The following is a 17666-nucleotide window of genomic DNA, read 5'->3' on the forward strand; positions in this document are numbered from 1 at the left end:
GGGGTCCGCCCGGCGGCTGCGGGTGGCCGTCAGTCCTCGCCCGGGAGGCTGTCCATGAAGGAGCTGACGGAGAAGACCGCGCGGCCGGGGCCGGCCGGTCCGTAGCCGGGAGGCGAGCTCAGGCCGTGGGACTCCATGGTCGCGCGGTAGGCGTCGAGGAGCCGGATGTGGTACTCCAGCGGCGCGCCCGCCGGGTTGGCCTTGCCGAGCGGAGTGGTGGGCTCGGGGCACCAGGTGGTGAAGCGTGGCGTGATGCCTCGGGACATGAAGTACTCCAGGCCCTCGGTGGTCGAGGCGATCGCCTCGTCGACCGTGGTGAAGCCGAAGGGCTCGGCCATCTCCACGCCCGCCACGAAGTTGGGGATGACGTTGCGGGGGCCGAAGACCTCCGCCGAGTCGAGGATGCGCCGGTGCCACTCGTCCCGGCCCACGTAGCGCTCCTTGCCCGGGCAGTACAGCTCGAAGAGCCGACGGTCCCACACCTCGTAGTTGGGGTGGTAGATCTGGATGCCGTAGTCCTTGAAGCGCTGGACGTCGGCCTTGGGCAGGGCCTGGGCGACGACCTTGCCGATCCAGCGGCCGGGGAAGCGCTCCTCGATGGCCTGGGCGTACTGGCCGTAGAAGTCGGCCTCGTCCTTGCCGGCGACACGGGAGGTGACGGCGCCTCCGGTGAGGGTGTACGCGGTCGAGGCGCCGGCGGTGTCGTACTTGTCGATGATCTCCAGCGCCTCCAGCACCTCCTCCACCGGCTTCACGCCGGTGTAGGGGCGTCCGGCGGCCTTGTGCTGGCGCCAGTTGTGGTTGATGTCGCAGTACTGGCACTCCTCCTTGGCGCCGAAGTACTGGCAGACGCGGAAGACGGTCAGATAGACGAGGTAGCCCCACTGGATCGTGGGGGCGACCTCCATCACCGACTTTCCGTTGGAGAGGGTGTGCCGGTAGTACTCCGGCATCGGCGGCAGGCCGACGTCGGCGATGCGGCGCCCGTCGAGGTAGAGCCCGAGCAGGCCGTCGTCGCCCGCCGCGACCCGGTACGGCGAGCCGGGGTTCACGCGGACGGACACCACGGTGCGGCGCAGCTCGTAGGGGCCGCCGGTGAGGACGATCTCCTCCGGCGGCCGGCGGAGGGCGGCCTGGCCGAGCTCCGGCAGGGTGCGGTGGTCGAAGGAGAAGATGAAGTACGACTTCGGCTTGACCTCGCCGGAGGCCTCGTCGCCGGACTCGGTGAGCGCCGAGTCGTCGAACGCGATGCCGCCCCGCAGGAGGTCCTCCTTGATCACCGCCTCCTTCGGGACGTGGGGGAAGCGGTGCATGAGGTCTTCGACCTCGTCGGTGCGGCGGATCATGCGCGAGTACATCTCCTCGGTCGTGCGGTCGCGTGCGCGGGGCCACCGACCACCCTAGGACGGTGCCGCCGGGACCGGCATCCGACCCCGGTCGCGGCCGGGCTCCGCCGACGGGCGGAGCGGGCGCGTCGCGGGAACCGGAGCCGAGCCGGTCCCGGCCGGGGCGGTCCCTAGAAGTTGCCGTAGTTGACCTGCCAGGTCGGCAGGCCCATCCGGCGCCAGACGGCGACGACCCGGTCCCGGTCGTCGAGGGAGACGCGGACCGCGTAGCGGTGGCGGACGTGCGCGTCGAAGAGCTCGGCCTTGACGAGGTCGTCGGAGCGGCCGTCGCCGGAGGGCCGCATCCACAGCTCGTCGTACGGGACCGCGTACCGCTCCAGCCACGCCTCCGTCATCTCCCGGTGGTCCTCGCTGCGGCCGGAGAGCAGCACGATCCGGTCCCGGTGGGAGCCGCGGAAGGCGCGCAGGGCGTCGCGGACGGGGACGTTGAGGACGTCGAGGTCGCACCGGCTGAAGTCGTACGGCCCGCGGTCGCCGCGCAGGGCGAGGGTGCCGTCGATGTCGCAGAGGACGGCGGAGGGAAGCGCGGTGTCGGGCACGTAGGGGGTGGCGGCGGGTCGGTCGTTGAGCCAGTCGTCGGTGAGCCGCCAGCCGCCCCGGGTGGCCTTGGCGTGCTTGTCGGCGAGGATGCGGATGATCTCCTCGCCGACGGGCCGCGCGCGGGCGGCGTCGCGGCGGACGCACTCGTCGACGGGCACGCCGGTGAAGTCGTGCACGACGAAGGTGGCCTCGCGGCCGGCGAGGGCGGCCTTGAGCCGCCGCGGGATGTGCGGGGTGAGGTGGGTGTTGTCGACGACGACGTCGAAGCCGTCGTCGACGGCGGCGCGGACGGCGACGTCCTGGATGCCGAGGACGGTCTGCTCGTGGGCGTGCGAGCGGTCGCCGCCGGGCAGGTCGAGCATGGTGCGCAGGTCGTCGAGGTTGACGCGGCGCATCCGGCCCTCGGACCGCTCCTGGAGGGCGCGCGCTGCGGTCGTCTTGCCGGAGGCCGGCAGTCCGGTCATGACGTGGACCAGGGGCACGGTCAGTTCTCCTCGTCGGTGGTGAAGGGGTCGGCGGCCTCGGGGCGCAGCGCGCGCCAGACGAGGAGGTCGGTGGGGCGCCCGTCGAGGCGCAGGAAGAGGGCGGAGCGCAGCCGGGCGTCCGGCAGCTCCTTGACGGCCCGCGCGAACGCGCCGCGGTCGGAGGCGAGGGGCGCGAGCGAGGTCCAGGCGTCGTCGATGGCGCGGGTACGGGCGGCGAAGTCGTCCTCGAGGCGGGCGATCACGGACCGCACCCAGGCGTCGAACTCGTCGGGCACCTGCTCCAGGAGGGCGTCGAGGGGGCGCCCGCCCTGGGAGCGGATGCCGCCGAGTTCCGCCATGGACAGGCCGAGGCCCTGGGCGAGGACCTTGGCGGACGTGCCGGCGAAGCGCTGGATGCCGTGGCCGCGCCAGATGTCGCGTTCGGTGACTCCGGTGAGGACCTTGTGGAGCCGTACGTACTCGGCGATCTTGGCCTTGGCCCGGACGCCCGAGGCGAAGCGGAGGACGAAGCCCTCCGCGTCGGTGCCGGTGGCGGGGCTGCCGTCGGGCCGCGTGCTGGACTCCGTCAGTTTGAGCAGCACGTCGAGCGGCACGGGCGGGTGCACGGTGACGACGGATCCGATGCCCTGCCAGGCGCTCGCGGCCTCGGTGAGCGGTGTCTCGGTGCCGTCGGGGCGGAACGCGGCGAGCAGCACGAGGTCCCGGCGGTCGCCGTAGTCGACGACGATGCGGTTCTGCGGGTAGACGATCTCGGCGAGGTACGTCGTCCCGGGCACGAGCGCCGACGTGTCGGCCGCGTCCAGGCGGCGCTGCGCCCAGGTGGCCTGGGTGCTGGTGAAGGAGCCCTTGGAGGCGACCCGCCACCGGTCCGCGTAGTGGAAGACCACGCCGAGGCTGCCGTCCACCTTCTCGTACACCTCGAAGGGCTCGTCGGGGAGCGCGGGGGCGTAGGGACGGCCGGTCGCGTGCTCGGAGACGTTGAAGAACTTGGGCAGCGGCAGGGCGACGATCCGACCGGTGCGGTCGTCGGCGACGAGCCCCCGGCAGCGGGTGGTGACCTGGTTCCAGACGCCTTCGTACTGACAGGTCCGCGTGTACGTGTAGATCGACAGCGGCAGCTCGGGGTGTGACTTGCGGGTCACGTGCCCGGCTTCGACGGCTGCCGCCAGCTCGTGCGGCGGCAGCAGCGTGTCGAGAGTCAGGGGCGCCTGGCTCATGGGGTTTCCCTCCCGGTTTCGAGGAGGCTCATTCTTCTGTGCCCCGGCAGCCCTGACCAGCGAATTAGCTCGCGCTCCGGTCGAGTTGGCCGGTGTGCCACCGCCGGGTGCCCGGTGCGGCGGCGAAGGGCCCTCGCCCGGGACCCCCCGTCGCGGCGTCACGGCCGCCGGGCCCGGGCCCCGGCGAAGGGGGCCGGGCGCGGCCGTCCGGGGAGGGGTCCGGCATCCGGGCCGGTGCCCGGGGCTGTCCGAGGGGCCCCGTAGACTCGCCGCCCGAAGACCGTCCGGAAAGCCCAGGAAGCGAGCGCAATGAATTACGCGGACACGACCGCCCCGATCTACTCCGAGCTCATACGTGAGCAGGGGGACGTTCCCGGGGACGTGCGCCGGACCGCCGAGGAGGTGCTGCGCGACCTCAGCCGTGTGATCCAGATGCCGCCGGCCGGGCTCGGTCCGACCGGAGCGCCGATGCAGTAGCACGCGGGCCACGGGCACGACGGACGCGGGAGAGCCAGGGCACGAGCGCGTCCGCCGCGGCGACGACGCCGGGGCCGAGGAGTACCGCGCCCGCATCGGCAGAGAGCTCGGCGGGGCGCTGCCGGCCGCGCTGCGCGAGGAGGCGGGCGCCGGGGCGGTGCCGGCCGACCGGCCCGCGGGCCCGGGCACGTCGCCGCCTCGCTCGGCGACGGGGGCCTTCGGTGGTCGGAGTGGGCCTGTCCCCCGCCAGGGCCGCGGACCGAGTGGTGGGCGCACGACATGGACGTCGGCTTCCACCCCCTCCGGCCCGAGGCGGTCGCCACGGCTCTGCGCGAGGCCGGGATGCGCATCGAGGCCGGACCGGAGCGGGCACCGTACCGACACGAGGCGCGGACGCGGCGCTGCTCCCTGCCGGCCCGCCACGCCGAGGGACGCTCCGGACGCGTGACGCCCGGCCCACCGGGTGCGGGAGGGGCGGGGCCGGCCCGTGGCGGTGGACGGCGCCGTTCAGCCGTGGCGGGCGCCGAGCGTACGCCAGAGGAAGGTGTGCTCCAGGGCGCTGTTGTAGGCGGTCTGTTCGTGGTCGGTGGCCCCGGCGTGGCCGCCGACCAGGGTCTCGTGGAGCAGCACCCGGTGGCCGAGCTCGCGCAGCCGCGCGGCGGTCTTGCGGGCGTGGCCGGGGTGGACGCGGTCGTCGCGGGTCGAGGTGGTGAGCAGCACGGGCGGGTAGGGCCGGCCGGCGGCGAGACGGTGGTACGGCGAGAGCTCGGCGAGGTGCGGCCGGTCGGCCGGGTCGTCGGGGTCCCCGTACTCGGCGGTCCAGCTGGCCCCGGCGAGCAGCGTGTGGAAGCGCAGCATGTCGAGCAGCGGGACGTGCGCCACGATCGCGCCGAAGAGTTCGGGGCTGCGGACGAGCATCGCGCCCATGAGCAGGCCGCCGTTGCTGGCGCCGGTGATGCCGAGGCGTGCGGGGGTGGTGATGCCGCGGTCGACGAGGTCACGGGCGACGGCCTCGAAGTCCTCGTAGGCGCGGGGCCGGTCGGCCTTGAGGGCGCTGCGGTGCCAGCGGGGGCCGTACTCGCCGCCGCCGCGGATGCCGGCCACCACGTAGGTGCCGCCGCGGGCGAGCCACGCGCGGCCGCGGACGCTGTCGTACGAGGGGGTGAGGGAGACCTCGAAGCCCCCGTACCCGGTGAGCAGGGTGGGGCCGGGGAGGCCGCCACCGCCGACGACGGTGTACGGGACGCGGGTGCCGTCGGCGGAGCGGGCGAAGTACTGGCGCGCGGTCAGGCCCGTGGCGTCGAAGCGTTCGGGCGCCTGCTTGATGCGTTCGCCGGGCTTCCCGATCTCGCCGCGGTGCAGGGTGGGCGGCTGGAGGTGGCCGGTGAGCGAGAGGAAGTACTCGTCGCCGGTGTCCGGGTCGGTGTCGGTGAGGGCGGCGGAGGTGAGCGGCGGGACGTCGGCGAGCTCGCCGCGCTCCCAGCGGCCGCCGGAGGCGTCGGGCGTGAGGACGTGCATCCGGCTGGCGACGTCCTCCATGGTCTCGACGACGAGGTGGTTGCGGGTCCAGGCGTGCCCGGCGAGGGCGGTGCGCTCGTCGGGGGTGAACAGGACGTCGGGCTCGCGCGCTCCGGCCAGGAAGTCGTCGAACCGGAAGGCGAGCAGGGAGCCGGCGGGCTGCCCGAGCCAGGGGGTCTTGGGGGTGACGAGGAGCCAGGACCGGTGGACGGAGCTGTCGGCGTCGTCGGGGACGTCGATCCGGCGCAGTGCGCCGTCGGCGGTGAGCAGATGGGTGTCGTGGTGCCAGAAGTCGCGGTAGCGGACGACGAAGTCGCGCTCGAAACCCTCGGTCGGGTCGTGCCAGGCGGAGACGGCGAGGTCGGACTCCGCCCCCTCGTACACGAGTTCGGCGTCGGTGAGGGGGGTGCCGCGGCGCCAGCGGCGGACGGTGCGCGGGTAGCCGGAGACGGTCAGGGAGCCGGGGCCCTCGTCGGTGCCGACGAAGACGTGGTCCTCGTCGATCCAGCCGATGTCGGTCTTCGCCTCGGGCAGCCGGAAGCCGTCCGCGACGAAGGCCCGGTCCTCCAGGTCGTACTCGCGCACGACGACGGCGTCCCCGCCGCCCCGCGCGAGACTGATCAGCGCCCGTCGGAAGGCGGGCCGCAGCACCTGCGCCCCGGCCCAGGTCCAGTCCTCGCCCTCCGCCTCGGCCAGCGCATCGAGGTCGAGCAGTTCGTCCCAGGAGGGTTCGTCGGCGCGGTACTCCTCCAGGGTCGTGCGCCGCCAGACGCCGCGGGTGTGCTCGGCGCCCTGCCAGAAGTTGTAGAGGTACGGGCCCCGGCGAGTGGTGTACGGGATGCGGTCGGGCGCGTCGAGCACCTCGCGCAGCTCGGCCACGAGCCCGGCGAACTCCTCTCCGCGCGCGAGCTCGGCCTCGGTCTCGGCGTTGCGCTCGCGCACCCAGGCGAGCGCCCGCTCGCCGTCGACGTCTTCCAGCCACTCATAGGGGTCGGTGTCGCTCACGCCCGGTACTCCTCCTGCTCGCCGTGGTGCCCGCGTCGGGTGGTCCAGGATTCCATCCGCCCCGGGCGCGTCGGCAGCGGGCCTCACCCCGGAAGGATTCGCTTCAACGGTCAACAGGTCACGACTCAACCAAAACAGCGGGGATTTGCACGTTTTCTGCCGTTTTGTTCGGTAAGCCGCAGGGGGACCACGACAACGCCAGGAGGGTAAACATGATCGCCCAGGAACAGATCCCCGCTGTGCTGGACCATCCGGTCTACGACCCCGAGGGCAAGAAGATCGGCGACGCCAAGCACGTGTTCGTCGACGACGCCAGCGGCCGCCCCGAATGGGTCACCGTCAAGACCGGCATGTTCGGCACCAGCGAGTCCTTCGTCCCGATCAAGGACGCGTCGCTCGTCGACGGCCACCTGGAGGTGCCCTACCCGAAGGACCGCATCAAGGGCGCGCCGCACGTGGACGTCGACGGCGGCGGACACCTCGACGCGAGCGAGGAGCAGCGCCTCTACGAGTACTACGGCATCGCGTGGGACGAGGCGTGGCAGCAGGCCAACGAGCCCGGTGAGGGCGGCTGGGCACACGGTACCGCCGGAGCGGCCGGAGCGGCCGGCACCGCCGGTATGACGGGCCGGGAGCGGGCCGGCTTCGCGGACGACGAGGCGGGGACGGCCATGGCGGGCCGCTCGATGGGCGACGACGCGATGACGCGGTCCGAGGAGGAGATGCACGTCGGCACCGAACGCGTCGAGACCGGGCACGTCCGGCTGCGCAAGTACGTCGTCACCGAAGAGGTCCAGCAGACCGTTCCGGTCCGCCACGAGGAGGTGCGCCTGGAGCGGGAGCCCATCACGGAGGCCAACCGCGAAGAGGCCCTCTCCGGACCCGACATCTCCGAGGCCGAGCACGAGGTCGTCCTCCACGAGGAGCGCCCCGTCGTCGAGACCAGGGCCGTCCCCAAGGAGCGGGTGCGCCTGCGGACGGACGAGGTCACCGACGAGGAGACGGTTTCCGGCGAGATCCGCAAGGAACGCATCGACGTGGAGACCGACGAGACCGGGATGACCCGGGGCCGTGACACGGGCGAGGGCCGCGGCATCTGACACCGCCGCACCCACCGCACGGACCGCGACCGTACGCAGCAGGACGGATCCGGCCCCACCGGACCGGCCGGCCGAGGAGGGTTCCGCCCCCCGAAGCCGCGCCGGCCCGGTGCGGCCGTCCGCCGTACCCGGCACCACGGGCGCCGAGGTCACAGGACGGGGCCGGGCGCAAACCCGGGGTGCCTCCGTGCGCCCGGTGGATTCGCTCTCCCAGGTGGAAACGGGTCCCGGGCGAGCCGCAGGCCCGGCGACGACCCTTGAATGTCCCTCATGAGGCTGACGAGGACGCTGTGCGCGGCGGCACTGCTGGCGGTGACGGCCGCGGGACCCGGCGCCCCCGCCGTGCGCGTGAACCCCCCGAAGATTCCCACCGTCTTCCTCGGCGACGCCTCCGTCGCCGGGTGGGGCATCGCCCCCGTCGACCCGGGCGCGCTGCTCTGCGTCCGGGCCCGGGAGAACCTGCCGGACGTCATCGAGGACCAACTGGCCGACCAGGCCATCCTCCTGGACATCACCGCCGACGTGTCCTGCGCCGGCGCCGCGCTGCACCACGTCTGGGAGGAGCAGGACCTCGGCGGCGGCACGAGCGCCGTACCGCAGAAGCGGGCGCTGACGAAGGAGACGCAGCTGGTCGTCGCCGGGCTCGGCGCCGGGACCGCGGGCCTCGGGCAGGTGCTCAAGCAGTGCTCGCAGCGGTTGCGCGGCAGCGAGGGCTCCCATCTGCCCGACCCGCCCGTAGACGCCACCTCACCCACCACGACGTGCGGAACGTACTTCGCCCGGGGCGCGGGCGCGGACTGGCTGGAACGGCGCTTCGAACAGACCGGCAAGGACCTCGACAAGCTGTTCTCCGAGATCGGCAGCGAGTCGCCCTCGGCCCGGACGGTCCTCGTGGGCTATCCGCGCCTCGTCCCCGAGGACCGCAAGCGCTGCCGCACCGCGCTTCCCGGCGGCGCCGGACGACCGCTCGCCGACGTGCCGGAGTCCGCGTGGGGCTTCCTCGACACCAAGGTGCAGGCCCGGCTCAACTCCCTGATGGCGGCCAAGGCGAAGGAGCACAAGGCCCACTTCGTCGACCTCTACGCGGCGACCGGCGCGGCCACCGCCTGCGACGGCGCCGACCGGGCCGTCGGCGGTCTGCTCGAACCCTCCGGCGTGACCCTGCTCCACCAGACGCTGCCGTGGCTGCTCGCCGCCGACGAGACCGGCCGCGACGGCAACGGCGACACCGTCGCCCAGTCGATCGCGGCGATGTACGGGCGCGGCCCCGCCTGATCCACCACGCCGGGCACGTCCCGTCGGCGACCGCCGCGGCCTCACCCGAGTGCTTCGTCCTCACCCGGGTAGCCGGAGTCCTGGGCCCCTCACCGCTTCTCGCCCTTTTGCCGGATATGAATGATTTCCGGATGATAAGTTCGGTGAGTCAGGCCGGGAGGGCCGCCCATGGCCCGTACCGCAGGACAAGGCGTGGAAAGGCGGTCTTTCACCGTGTCTCGACCGAGAATCCTCGTGGTGGGCGCCGGTTTCGCCGGGGTCGCGTGCGTGCGGCGCCTCGAACGGCGGCTGACCGGGCGAGAGGCCGCGATCTCGCTGCTCTCGCCCTTCTCGTACCAGCTGTATCTGCCCCTGCTCCCCCAGGTGGCCTCCGGGGTGCTCACTCCGCAGTCGGTGGCCCTGTCCCTGCGGCGCAGCGAGCGGCACCGCACGCGGATCATCCCCGGCGGCGCGGTCGGCATCGACACGGACGCCAAGGTCTGCGTGGTGCGGTCCCTCACCGGAGGGCTGGAGACGGAGCCGTACGACCACCTCGTCCTGGCCCCCGGCAGCGTCACCCGCACCTTCGACATCCCCGGACTCACCGAGCACGCCCGCGGCATGAAGACCCTCGCCGAGGCGGTGTACATCCGCGACCACGTGATCGCCCAGCTGGACCTCGCCGACGCGAGCCAGGACGAGGCGGAGCGGGCCGCACGGCTGCAGTTCGTGGTGGTGGGCGGCGGCTACGCGGGGACCGAGACGGCGGCCTGTCTGCAGATGCTGACCCACAACGCGGTCAAGCGGTATCCGCGGCTCGACCCCCGGCTCATCAAGTGGCACCTGGTGGACATCGCGCCCACGCTGATGCCCGAACTGGGGCCGAAGCTGGGCTCGGCGGCGCTCGAGATCCTGCGGCGGCGCGGGATCGAGGTCTCGCTCGGGGTGTCGGTGGCCTCCGTGGACGAGAAGACGGTGACGCTCACGGACGGCCGGGTGCTGCCCAGCCGCACCCTGATCTGGACGGCCGGGGTCGCGGCGAGCCCGCTGATCGGGACCCTCGGCGCCGAGACGCTCAAGGGCCGGCTCGTGGTCGGCCCGGACATGGCGGTGCCGAACCTGCCCGGTGTGTACGCGCTGGGCGACGCGGCCGCGGTGCCGGACCTCGCCAAGGGCGAGGAGGGCGCGGTCTGCCCGCCGACCGCCCAGCACGCCATGCGCCAGGGCAAGGTGATCGCCGACAACCTGGTCGCGACCCTGCGGGGCGAGAAGACCCGTCCGTACGTCCACAAGGACCTGGGACTCGTGGTGGACCTCGGCGGTCTGGACGGCGTCTCCAAGCCGCTGGGCGTGGAACTCCACGGCATGCCGGCCCAGGCGGTCGCCCGCGCCTACCACTGGGCGGCGCTGCGCACCAACGTGGCGAAGACCCGGGTGATGACGAACTGGCTGCTCAACGCGGTGGCCGGTGACGACTTCGTCCGCACCGGCTTCCTGGCCTCGAAGTCCGGCTCGCTGCGGGACTTCGAGTACACGGACGCCTATCTGTCGCCCGACCAGGTCCGCGCCCACACCGCCTCACTGCGCGCCGCCGCCTCCTGAGGCCCGTCCGGACCTGCGCGCGCCCACCAGCGGGTACGCCGCCGCGGCGGACAGCTGCACCCCCGCGGCGGCGAGGAGCGCGCCCGGCAGGGAGCCTTCGGCGAGCGGTCCCGCCACGGCCGCCCCCAGGGCGAACGCGGTGATCTTGACACTGGCTCCGGTGGTGAACACCTGGGCGCGCAGCCGTTCCGCGAGGCGGCCGGGGCGCTGCGGCCGGTGTTCGCCGCGGACGGCGTCGACGCGGCGGCGCTGACGCTCAACGCGCTGCTCGCCGAGCGGACCGGTCCCCTGCGGCTCACCACCCACGGCGGCGCGAGCCCCTGGCATCCCCACGTGGACCGGGACGACGACGCGCCGTGGGCGGAGTGGTTCCTCGCGTCGTCCTGCCTGTCCCTGGCCGTGCTGCTGTGGGACCGGGGCCGCGCGCCCGGCGGCGTGTGCGCGTCGGCCACGTGCGAGGACGTGTTCGTTCCCCTGGGCGGCGGCAGGGAGCGCCGGCGTTACTGCTCGCGCCGGTGCGCCACCCGCGAGCGGGTCGCGGCGCACCGGCGGGCCGGGGCGGCGGGGTCCGCTCAGATGTCGATCACGCGGTAGGCGATCGTGTAGATGCCGCCGGAGCCCTCCAGGGAGCGGTACTGCACCTCGGCGCCGGCCTCGCTTCCGGTGACGAGGGTGGCGCCCAGCTTGTCGGCGCCGAAGGTGTCCTTGTCCCACAGGGTGAGGGTGCGGGCCTGCTGACGGCCGAGGATCAGCGCGTTGTTGCTGTTGCCGTCGGTCATCGAGCGGACGTAGCCGGCGCCCATCGTCTGGTACGTGATGCCGTTGCCGGGCCACACCTTCACCTGGTTGCCGTTGGCGTCCGTGATGTTGAGGTAGGCCTCGTCGTGGTTGCCCTCGCTGTTCTTGTGGCAGGTCAGCTCCAGGAGTTCGATCTTCACGTAGTCGATCGGCTCGGCCTGGGCGGTGCCGGCGAAGACGCCGAGGCTGCCGAGTCCGAGCAGTGCGGCGGCGGCCATCCGGACGGTGCGGCTCTTGCTCATGGTGAATCCCCCAGGTTCATGACGTCACATCAGGTGACGTCCGGTGTGCGGCCCCGCCGCTCCGGCGGGCCTTCGGTGCCGTTCCCCTCGGCACGTCCCCTACTGTGCCCGGCCCGCCGAGGCCCGTTCTACGCGCGTTCCACTGGACGGAACAGCGTGCCCCTGGTCACACCGGCAGGCCCCGGGCGAGACCGCGGGCCAGTGCGCCGGCGGCCTCGGCGACCGCGTCGGCCAGCGGTTCGAGGCGCCGCCCGGCGCGGACCACGGCGGCCAGCGCGGCCACGGTCCGGCCGTCCGGCGACCGTACGGGCAGGGCCGCGCAGCACACCCCGGCCATCACGTCCTCCCGGTCGAGGACCGCGCCCGCGCCGCGCGGCCCGCGCAGTGCCCGTCCCGCCGCCGTGTCGAGGCGGAAGGCGGTCCCGTCACGCAGCGGGAGCACGGGCTCCGGCTCCCCGGGCACCGAACTCACCGTCAGCGCCTGGTCCTCCCGCATCACCACCAGCAGCACGCTCGCCCCGGTCGCGGCCCGCAGCCGGTGCAGCGGCAGCCGGGCGGCGGCCCGCAGGCCCGGGTGCGGCTCCCAGGCGAGACCGAGCCGGTAGAGCTGCGGGCCGACCCGGTAGCGCCGGTCGCGGCGCTCGACGGCGCCGAGGGCCACGAGCTGGTCGAGCAGCCGGTGCGCGGTCCCCTTGGGCACCCCGCAGGCGCGGGCGAGTTCGGTGACGCCCACCGCGTCGTCGCCGTGTCTTCGCAGGGCCTCCAGGAGCGCGAAGGCCCCTTCGAGGACCCCCCTGCCCCGGCTCGCCGTGCACGTGTCCCCCGCCGTCGTGGTCGTCGGCATGTCCCGTGTCCCCCCTGGACCTGTCCCGCCCGGCCGTCGTCCCCCGATGGCGCGGCCCCGGACGCCGGGGACACCTTGCGGCAGAACGGACGTACCGGCCAAGGCTTTCGCACGGCGTGGCGCGCTCCCGGAGCGGTGTCGCCCGGTGCCCGGTCACGTGTTACCGGTCAGCCGGCGACGACCTCGGCCGGCCCCATGACGACGACGGGCTCGCGGGCCGGGTCCAGGGCGCGCAGCAGTTCCGTCATGTTCTCGCGCGGCAGGGAGACACAGGCCTGGGTGGGGCCGCCGTGGTCGACGTGGATCCAGACCCCGCCGCCCTTCTCCGGGCCGAGCGGACGCTCCTTGTTGAGCGGGGTGGTGCCCGGGACCCGGTTGTAGTCGATGGCGACGACGTAGTCGAAGGAGCCCTCCAGGGGTTCGCCGAGGAATCCGGTGCCGGAGAGCGCGAACTCCTCGTCCTGGTCGTACGGGATGCGCGCCCCGGGATCGGGGAGCCGGCCGCCCGCGTCGCCGAGGCGGAACACGCCGATGGGCGAACGCAGGTCGCCTGCCACGTGGTTCTCGGTCCAGCCGCGCAGGGCGTTGTGGCCGGTCCAGGGTCCGGCCGTGCGGTGCCAGCGGCCGGCCGGGTCCCGTTCGTACAGCACGGCGACGGCCACGTCCGCGTCGACGCCCTCGCCGCTCACGACGAGGGCCTGGGTGGTGCCGTCGGGGATGCGGGCCTGGGTGCGGGGGCCGACGCCGGGGATGCGCGCGGGGGCGCGGCCGGCGTCGTCGCGCCCCTCCCCCTGTGGCGGCGCGGGTGCGGCGGACGCCTTCGCGGGTGCCTTGGCGGGCGCCGCGGCCGGCGGCGGGGCCGGGGCGCATCCGGCAAGCACCAGGACCGCGGACAGGGCGCAGGTCAGCACCGTGGCGGTGCCCTCGCGGACGGGCATGCGGACGGGCATGGGTGGGCCACCTCCGAGGTTCGGGGCAATGCGCGCATCCGTACCCGGTCCGTGCGCACACGTGTCGCCCCGGCCGGGTCTCCTCACCCGTCCGGGCCCATGACCGGCGGGCAGGGCTCCGCCCGGGCGGAGAAGTTGACGCGCCATGGGGTGCGGCGGTCTCCTGCTCCGGTGAACAATTCACCCGCGAACGCCCTTCGCATCGAACGGATCGACCCCGCCGGCCCGGGCGCCGTGTCCGCGCTCCTGGCGGACTGGCGGCTGGTCCACGACACGGTCGTCCCCACCGCCCCGCTCTCCGCCGACGAGGTGCGTGAGCGGGCCGGCCGCAACCGGCTCGACGTCGCCTACGCGGACGGCACCGTCGTCGGCTGCTCCACCGTCCGTCCACCGGACGCGGAGACCCCGGCCGCCACGGTCATCTCCCGCGTCCTGCCCCCGTACCGCGGCCGGGGCTACGGGACGGCGCTGTACGAGCGGGGCCTGGCGCACGCGAGGACGCTGAGCGACGCCGGCGTGGAGACCGTCGTGCTGGCGAGCAACACGGAGGGGCTGCGGTTCGCGCTGGCCCGCGGCTTCGTCGAGATCGAGCGGTACGTGCTGCCGGGGGACACCGTGCCGTTCGTGACCCTGCGCCTCGCCGACGGGCGGTGAGGCCGGAGGACGGTGAACCCGGAGGCGGCGGGCCCGGAAGGCGGCGGGCCCGGAAGGCGGCGGGCCCGGAAGGCGGTGAGGCCGGGCCCGCCCCCGCAGCCCGCCCCCGGGACGACCGGAGCATTCTGACGAGTCGTCAGATGCGCTCCGTCCGGACTCTGGGAACCTCACGGTCCCGGCGCTACCCTCCGCGCATGATTCCGACCGTGGTGTGGGGAACGGGAAACGTCGGGCGCGCGGCCATCCGGGCCGTCGACGCCCACCCGGCGCTCGACCTCTCGGCCGTCCTCGTGGCGAACCGTGCCAAGGTCGGCCGTGACGCGGGCGAGCTCGCCGGCCTCGGGCGCGAGCTGGGGATCGCGGCGCGGGACGACGCCGCCGCCGTCCTCGCGGGCCGGCCGGGCGCCGTGGTGTACGCGGCGTCGGGTGACCTGCGCCCCGACGAGGCGCTCGCCGACGTGGTGCGGGCGGTACGGGCCGGGGCGGTCGTCGTGACGCCCTCGCTGTACCCGCTGTACGACCAGCGCGGCGCACCGCCGGAGTTCCGCGAGCCGGTCCTGGCGGCGGTGCGGGAGGGCGGCGGCTCGCTGTTCGCCTCGGGGGTGGACCCGGGGTGGGGCAACGACGTGCTGCCGCTGCTGGTGAGCGGGCTCGGCAGCACCGTGGAGGCGATCCGCTGCCAGGAGATCTTCGACTACTCGACGTACGAGCAGGAGGAGTCGGTCCGTCTCCTCGTCGGCATGGGGCAGCCCATGACGTACGAGCCGCCGATGCTGCTGCCGTCGGTGCCGGCGATGGTGTGGGGCGGTCAGCTGCGGCTGATGGCCCGGGCGCTGGGCGTCGAGCTCGACGAGATCCGCGAGACGCTGGAGCGGCGTCCGCTGGAGACGACGGTGCGGACCCGCACGATGGGCGAGTTCCGGGCCGGCACCCAGGGCGCGGTCCGCTTCGAGGTGCAGGGGGTCGTCGACGGCGAGCCGCTGCTGGTGATCGAGCACGTCACCCGGATCCACCCGGACTGCGCGCCGGACTGGCCGGTGCCGCCGGACGGTTCGGGGGCGCACCGGGTGATCGTGGAGGGCCGGCCGCGGATCGAGGTCACGGTCGAGGCGACGGACGAGGGCGAGAACCGCTCCGCGGGCGGCAACGCGACCGCCGTGGGCCGTCTGGTGGGAGCGATCGACTGGCTCGTGGCGGCGGAGCCGGGACTCTACGACGCGCTGGACGTGCCGTTGCGCCCGGCGGTGGGGAAGCTGGGAAGGAGACCGCGGTGATCATCGACATTCCCGAGGGCCAGGAGCCGATCGGTTACGTGTGGGGCGACATGGTGCCCGGGATCGGGATGGCGGCGGCGAACTTCTCGCTGTCGGTGTACGCGCACACGACGCTCGGGCTGCGCGAGTTCGAGGCGGCGCGGCTGCGGATCGCCCAGATCAACGGGTGCCGGTTCTGTCTGGACTGGCGGACGGACCGGGACGGGGAGAAGGTCGAGGAGGACTTCGCGGACGCGGTGCTCGCCTGGCGGACGACGGGGGCCTTCGACGAGCGGACCCGGCTCGCGGCGGAGTACGCGGAGCGGTACGCGCTGGACCACCACCGCCTGGACGAGGAGTTCTGGGCGCGGATGACCGCGGCGTACAGCCAGGTGGAGATCGTGGAGCTGACCATGAGTCTGGGCTCGTGGCTGGCGTTCGGGCGGCTCAACCGGGTGCTGGGGCTCGACACGGTGTGCGTGCTGCCGGGGCACTGAGACGACGCGCTCGGGCGGAGCCCGTCGTGACGGGGCCGGCCGGGGTTGTCAGGCCGGTCCCGTCGGGTCCGTACCGCCGCGGGCGTCACAGGTCGTTGGCGACGATGTGCTCGATGTTGCGTTCGGCGAGCGCCGTGATGGTGACGAACGGGTTGACGGTGGTGTTGCCGGGGATGAGCGCGCCGTCGATGACGTAGAGGCCGTCGTAGCCGTGCAGCCGGCCGTGGTTGTCGGTGGCGCGGCCGAGGACGGCGCCGCCGAGCGGGTGGTACGTGAGGTGGTCGCCCCAGATCCTGTTGCCGCCGAACAGGTCGGTGCGGTAGATCGTGCCCTCCTTGGCGTTGATCCTGTCGAAGATGGTCCTGGCGGCGTCGATGGACGCCTGTTTCCACGCGCGGTCCCAGGTGAGCTCGACGTTCCGGGTGGCGGGGTTCCAGCGGAACTCGGCCCGGTGCGGGTTCTTCGTGATGGAGAGGTAGAAGGAGGCGTAGGTCTCGATGCCGGTGGGCAGCGGGGCGACCTCGGCGAAGGCTCCGCCCGCGTCCCAGTTGTCGATGCCGGCGGTGGGCATGGCCGACTGGAGCTTTCCGGTGGGATCCCACATGTGGTTGGCGCGGCCGCACATGACGTTGCCGTTGTCGCCCCAGCCCTTGCCGATCTGGTCGTTGAGGGCGGGAAGTGCGCCGGTGGCCTTGAGGCGGGTGAGGAGCTTGCTGGTGCCGACGCTTCCGGCGGCGAAGAAGACCCGGTCGGCGGTGACGGTCTTGGTCTCGACGGTGACGCCGGTGGTGTCGAGCCGCTCCAGGGTGACGGTGTAGCCGCCGCGCGGGGCCGGGGTGACGGCGGTGACCTCGTGGAGCGGGGAGACGGCGAGGCGGCCGGTCGCGGCGGCCCGGGCGAGATAGGTCTTCGGGAGGGTCTTCTTGCCGTGGTTGTTGCCGTAGATGACCTCGCCCTCCAGGGCGGACCTGGGCACGCCGCCGGCGGCCTCCCGCTTCATGTAGTCCCAGTCGTAGACGTTGGGGACGAAGACGAAGGGGAATCCGGACCGTTCGGCGTGCCTGCGGCCGACCCGGGCGTACTGGTAGCAGTCGGCGGCCTCCCACCAGGCCGGGTCGACGGGGGTGACGCCGAGTCCCGCGGTGGCGCGCGGGTAGTAGGTGCCGTACATCTCCGCCGGGTCGACGGTCGGCAGGACGGCGGGGAAGAGGTCCCGCCGGGGCGTGACGGCCATGCCGCCGTTGACGAGGGAGCCGCCGCCGACGCCCCGGCCCTGGTAGACGGTGATGCCGGCGAAGTCCTCGGCGTCGAGGATGCCGGTGTGACGGGGGACGTCCTTGTCGAGCGGGAAGCCGAGGAAGTTGCTCAGCGGCTGCCGGGTACGGGTGCGCAGCCAGAAGGAGCGGTAGTCGGGTCTGGTGGTGTTGGCGAAGATCTTGCCGTCGGGGCCGGGGGTGTCCCACGCCATGCCCATCTCGGCCATGTGCACGTCGACGCCGGCGACGGTGAGCCGGAGCGCGGCGACGCAGCCGCCGTATCCGGTGCCGACGACGAGGACGGGGACGTGGGCGCCGGAGGCGATCGGGGCGGCGAGGGCGGAGGCCGTGGCTTCGGCGCGGCCGGCGGCGCTCGCTCCGGTGGCGGGTCCGGCGAGCGCCAGGCCGCCCAGAAGAGAACCTGTTCCTGTGACGAACCGGCGGCGGGTCAGACCTCGGGAACCCGAGGCCGAAAAGGATGTGTCAGGCACGTGATGTTCCTCACTCGGGGAGTGAACGGGAACATGTTCTACTGGCGCGTTCGTGGGAAGTCACGCGAAACCGCCGG

Annotated in this window: 16 protein-coding genes; 8 read left to right on the forward strand and 8 right to left on the reverse strand. The window is 73.6% G+C overall.

The window, feature by feature from the left end; genetic code table 11:
• Positions 1-29 precede the first annotated feature (29 nt).
• The 3 genes from ABD954_RS00990 to ABD954_RS01000 form a co-directional block, all read right to left on the reverse strand.
• Positions 30-1346, reverse strand: coding sequence for a radical SAM protein (locus tag ABD954_RS00990; protein WP_345483790.1), 1317 nt, complete (start codon positions 1344-1346; stop codon positions 30-32).
• 170 nt (positions 1347-1516) lie between these two features.
• Positions 1517-2428 (reverse strand): phosphatase domain-containing protein, encoded by a 912-nt coding sequence (locus ABD954_RS00995; protein ID WP_345483791.1) that lies wholly within the window; start codon positions 2426-2428, stop codon positions 1517-1519.
• A 2-nt stretch (positions 2429-2430) separates the two neighbouring features.
• Positions 2431-3648, reverse strand: coding sequence for an RNA ligase (locus ABD954_RS01000; RefSeq protein WP_345483792.1), 1218 nt, complete (start codon positions 3646-3648; stop codon positions 2431-2433).
• A 309-nt stretch (positions 3649-3957) separates the two neighbouring features.
• Between ABD954_RS01000 and ABD954_RS01005 the strand changes: the two genes are divergently transcribed.
• Positions 3958-4125, forward strand: coding sequence for a hypothetical protein (locus ABD954_RS01005; protein ID WP_345483793.1), 168 nt, complete (start codon positions 3958-3960; stop codon positions 4123-4125).
• Positions 4126-4632: 507 nt separating this feature from the next.
• Here the strand turns inward: ABD954_RS01005 and ABD954_RS01010 are convergent.
• Positions 4633-6648 carry a prolyl oligopeptidase family serine peptidase gene (locus ABD954_RS01010; RefSeq protein WP_345483794.1) on the reverse strand — a complete coding sequence of 672 codons (2016 nt, stop codon included), beginning with the start codon at positions 6646-6648 and terminating at the stop codon, positions 4633-4635.
• 212 nt (positions 6649-6860) lie between these two features.
• Between ABD954_RS01010 and ABD954_RS01015 the strand changes: the two genes are divergently transcribed.
• The 4 genes from ABD954_RS01015 (at position 6861) to ABD954_RS01035 (ending at position 11198) form a co-directional block, all read left to right on the forward strand.
• Positions 6861-7748 (forward strand): DUF2382 domain-containing protein, encoded by an 888-nt coding sequence (locus ABD954_RS01015; RefSeq protein WP_345483795.1) that lies wholly within the window; start codon positions 6861-6863, stop codon positions 7746-7748.
• Positions 7749-8018: 270 nt separating this feature from the next.
• The gene (locus ABD954_RS01020; RefSeq protein WP_345483796.1) at positions 8019-9023 is read left to right on the forward strand and encodes an SGNH/GDSL hydrolase family protein; all 1005 of its coding nucleotides are present in this window, start codon (positions 8019-8021) and stop codon (positions 9021-9023) included.
• A 213-nt stretch (positions 9024-9236) separates the two neighbouring features.
• Positions 9237-10604: an NAD(P)/FAD-dependent oxidoreductase gene (locus ABD954_RS01025; RefSeq protein ID WP_345483797.1), complete on the forward strand. Its 1368-nt coding sequence runs from the start codon at positions 9237-9239 to the stop codon at positions 10602-10604.
• 54 nt (positions 10605-10658) lie between these two features.
• Entirely contained in the window at positions 10659-11198 is a 540-nt protein-coding gene (locus ABD954_RS01035) for a CGNR zinc finger domain-containing protein (RefSeq protein ID WP_382746102.1), read from the forward strand.
• On the opposite strand, the gene ABD954_RS01040 is transcribed toward ABD954_RS01035, so the two are convergent.
• From ABD954_RS01040 to ABD954_RS01050, 3 genes are all read right to left on the reverse strand, one after another.
• On the reverse strand, positions 11177-11644 hold the full coding sequence (locus ABD954_RS01040) for a hypothetical protein (RefSeq protein WP_345483799.1): 468 nt from the start codon (positions 11642-11644) through the stop codon (positions 11177-11179). The two genes, ABD954_RS01035 and ABD954_RS01040, sit on opposite strands and share 22 nt — an antisense overlap.
• A gap of 166 nt (positions 11645-11810) precedes the next feature.
• A complete protein-coding gene (locus tag ABD954_RS01045) occupies positions 11811-12488 on the reverse strand; it encodes a helix-turn-helix domain-containing protein (RefSeq protein ID WP_345483800.1) in 678 nt (225 codons plus the stop codon).
• Between the two features lie 167 nt (positions 12489-12655).
• Complete coding sequence (locus ABD954_RS01050; RefSeq protein ID WP_345491866.1) at positions 12656-13426, reverse strand: hypothetical protein; 771 nt, start codon at positions 13424-13426, stop codon at positions 12656-12658.
• Between the two features lie 183 nt (positions 13427-13609).
• Here ABD954_RS01050 and ABD954_RS01055 point away from each other — a divergent pair, with 183 nt between their 5' ends.
• The 3 genes from ABD954_RS01055 to ABD954_RS01065 all read left to right on the forward strand — a co-directional run bounded on the left by ABD954_RS01055 (position 13610) and on the right by ABD954_RS01065 (position 15842).
• Positions 13610-14092: a GNAT family N-acetyltransferase gene (locus ABD954_RS01055; protein WP_382746088.1), complete on the forward strand. Its 483-nt coding sequence runs from the start codon at positions 13610-13612 to the stop codon at positions 14090-14092.
• A 194-nt stretch (positions 14093-14286) separates the two neighbouring features.
• Positions 14287-15366 carry an NAD(P)H-dependent amine dehydrogenase family protein gene (locus tag ABD954_RS01060; RefSeq protein ID WP_345483801.1) on the forward strand — a complete coding sequence of 360 codons (1080 nt, stop codon included), beginning with the start codon at positions 14287-14289 and terminating at the stop codon, positions 15364-15366.
• Positions 15363-15842 carry a carboxymuconolactone decarboxylase family protein gene (locus ABD954_RS01065; RefSeq protein ID WP_345483802.1) on the forward strand — a complete coding sequence of 160 codons (480 nt, stop codon included), beginning with the start codon at positions 15363-15365 and terminating at the stop codon, positions 15840-15842. The genes ABD954_RS01060 and ABD954_RS01065 overlap by 4 nt, the downstream gene beginning before the upstream one ends.
• Before the next feature lie 85 nt (positions 15843-15927).
• Here ABD954_RS01065 and ABD954_RS01070 read toward each other — a convergent pair whose 3' ends face one another.
• Complete coding sequence (locus ABD954_RS01070; protein ID WP_345483803.1) at positions 15928-17589, reverse strand: GMC oxidoreductase; 1662 nt, start codon at positions 17587-17589, stop codon at positions 15928-15930.
• Positions 17590-17666 lie beyond the last annotated feature (77 nt).

Origin of the sequence: Streptomyces roseoviridis (assembly GCF_039535235.1) — a bacterium.
In the GTDB taxonomy this organism is placed as follows: domain Bacteria; phylum Actinomycetota; class Actinomycetes; order Streptomycetales; family Streptomycetaceae; genus Streptomyces; species Streptomyces roseoviridis.

What these genes read in the sequence shown, in the direction of transcription:
- ABD954_RS01045 (WP_345483800.1), bottom strand. Translation starts at nt 12,488, where the DNA reads ATGCCGACGACCACGACGGCGGGGGACACGTGCACGGCGAGCCGGGGC.
- ABD954_RS01000 (WP_345483792.1), bottom strand. Translation starts at nt 3,648, where the DNA reads ATGAGCCAGGCGCCCCTGACTCTCGACACGCTGCTGCCGCCGCACGAG.
- ABD954_RS01015 (WP_345483795.1), top strand. Translation starts at nt 6,861, where the DNA reads ATGATCGCCCAGGAACAGATCCCCGCTGTGCTGGACCATCCGGTCTAC.
- ABD954_RS01005 (WP_345483793.1), top strand. Translation starts at nt 3,958, where the DNA reads ATGAATTACGCGGACACGACCGCCCCGATCTACTCCGAGCTCATACGT.
- ABD954_RS01040 (WP_345483799.1), bottom strand. Translation starts at nt 11,644, where the DNA reads ATGAGCAAGAGCCGCACCGTCCGGATGGCCGCCGCCGCACTGCTCGGA.
- ABD954_RS01020 (WP_345483796.1), top strand. Translation starts at nt 8,019, where the DNA reads ATGAGGCTGACGAGGACGCTGTGCGCGGCGGCACTGCTGGCGGTGACG.
- ABD954_RS01050 (WP_345491866.1), bottom strand. Translation starts at nt 13,426, where the DNA reads ATGCCCGTCCGCGAGGGCACCGCCACGGTGCTGACCTGCGCCCTGTCC.
- ABD954_RS01060 (WP_345483801.1), top strand. Translation starts at nt 14,287, where the DNA reads ATGATTCCGACCGTGGTGTGGGGAACGGGAAACGTCGGGCGCGCGGCC.
- ABD954_RS00990 (WP_345483790.1), bottom strand. Translation starts at nt 1,346, where the DNA reads ATGATCCGCCGCACCGACGAGGTCGAAGACCTCATGCACCGCTTCCCC.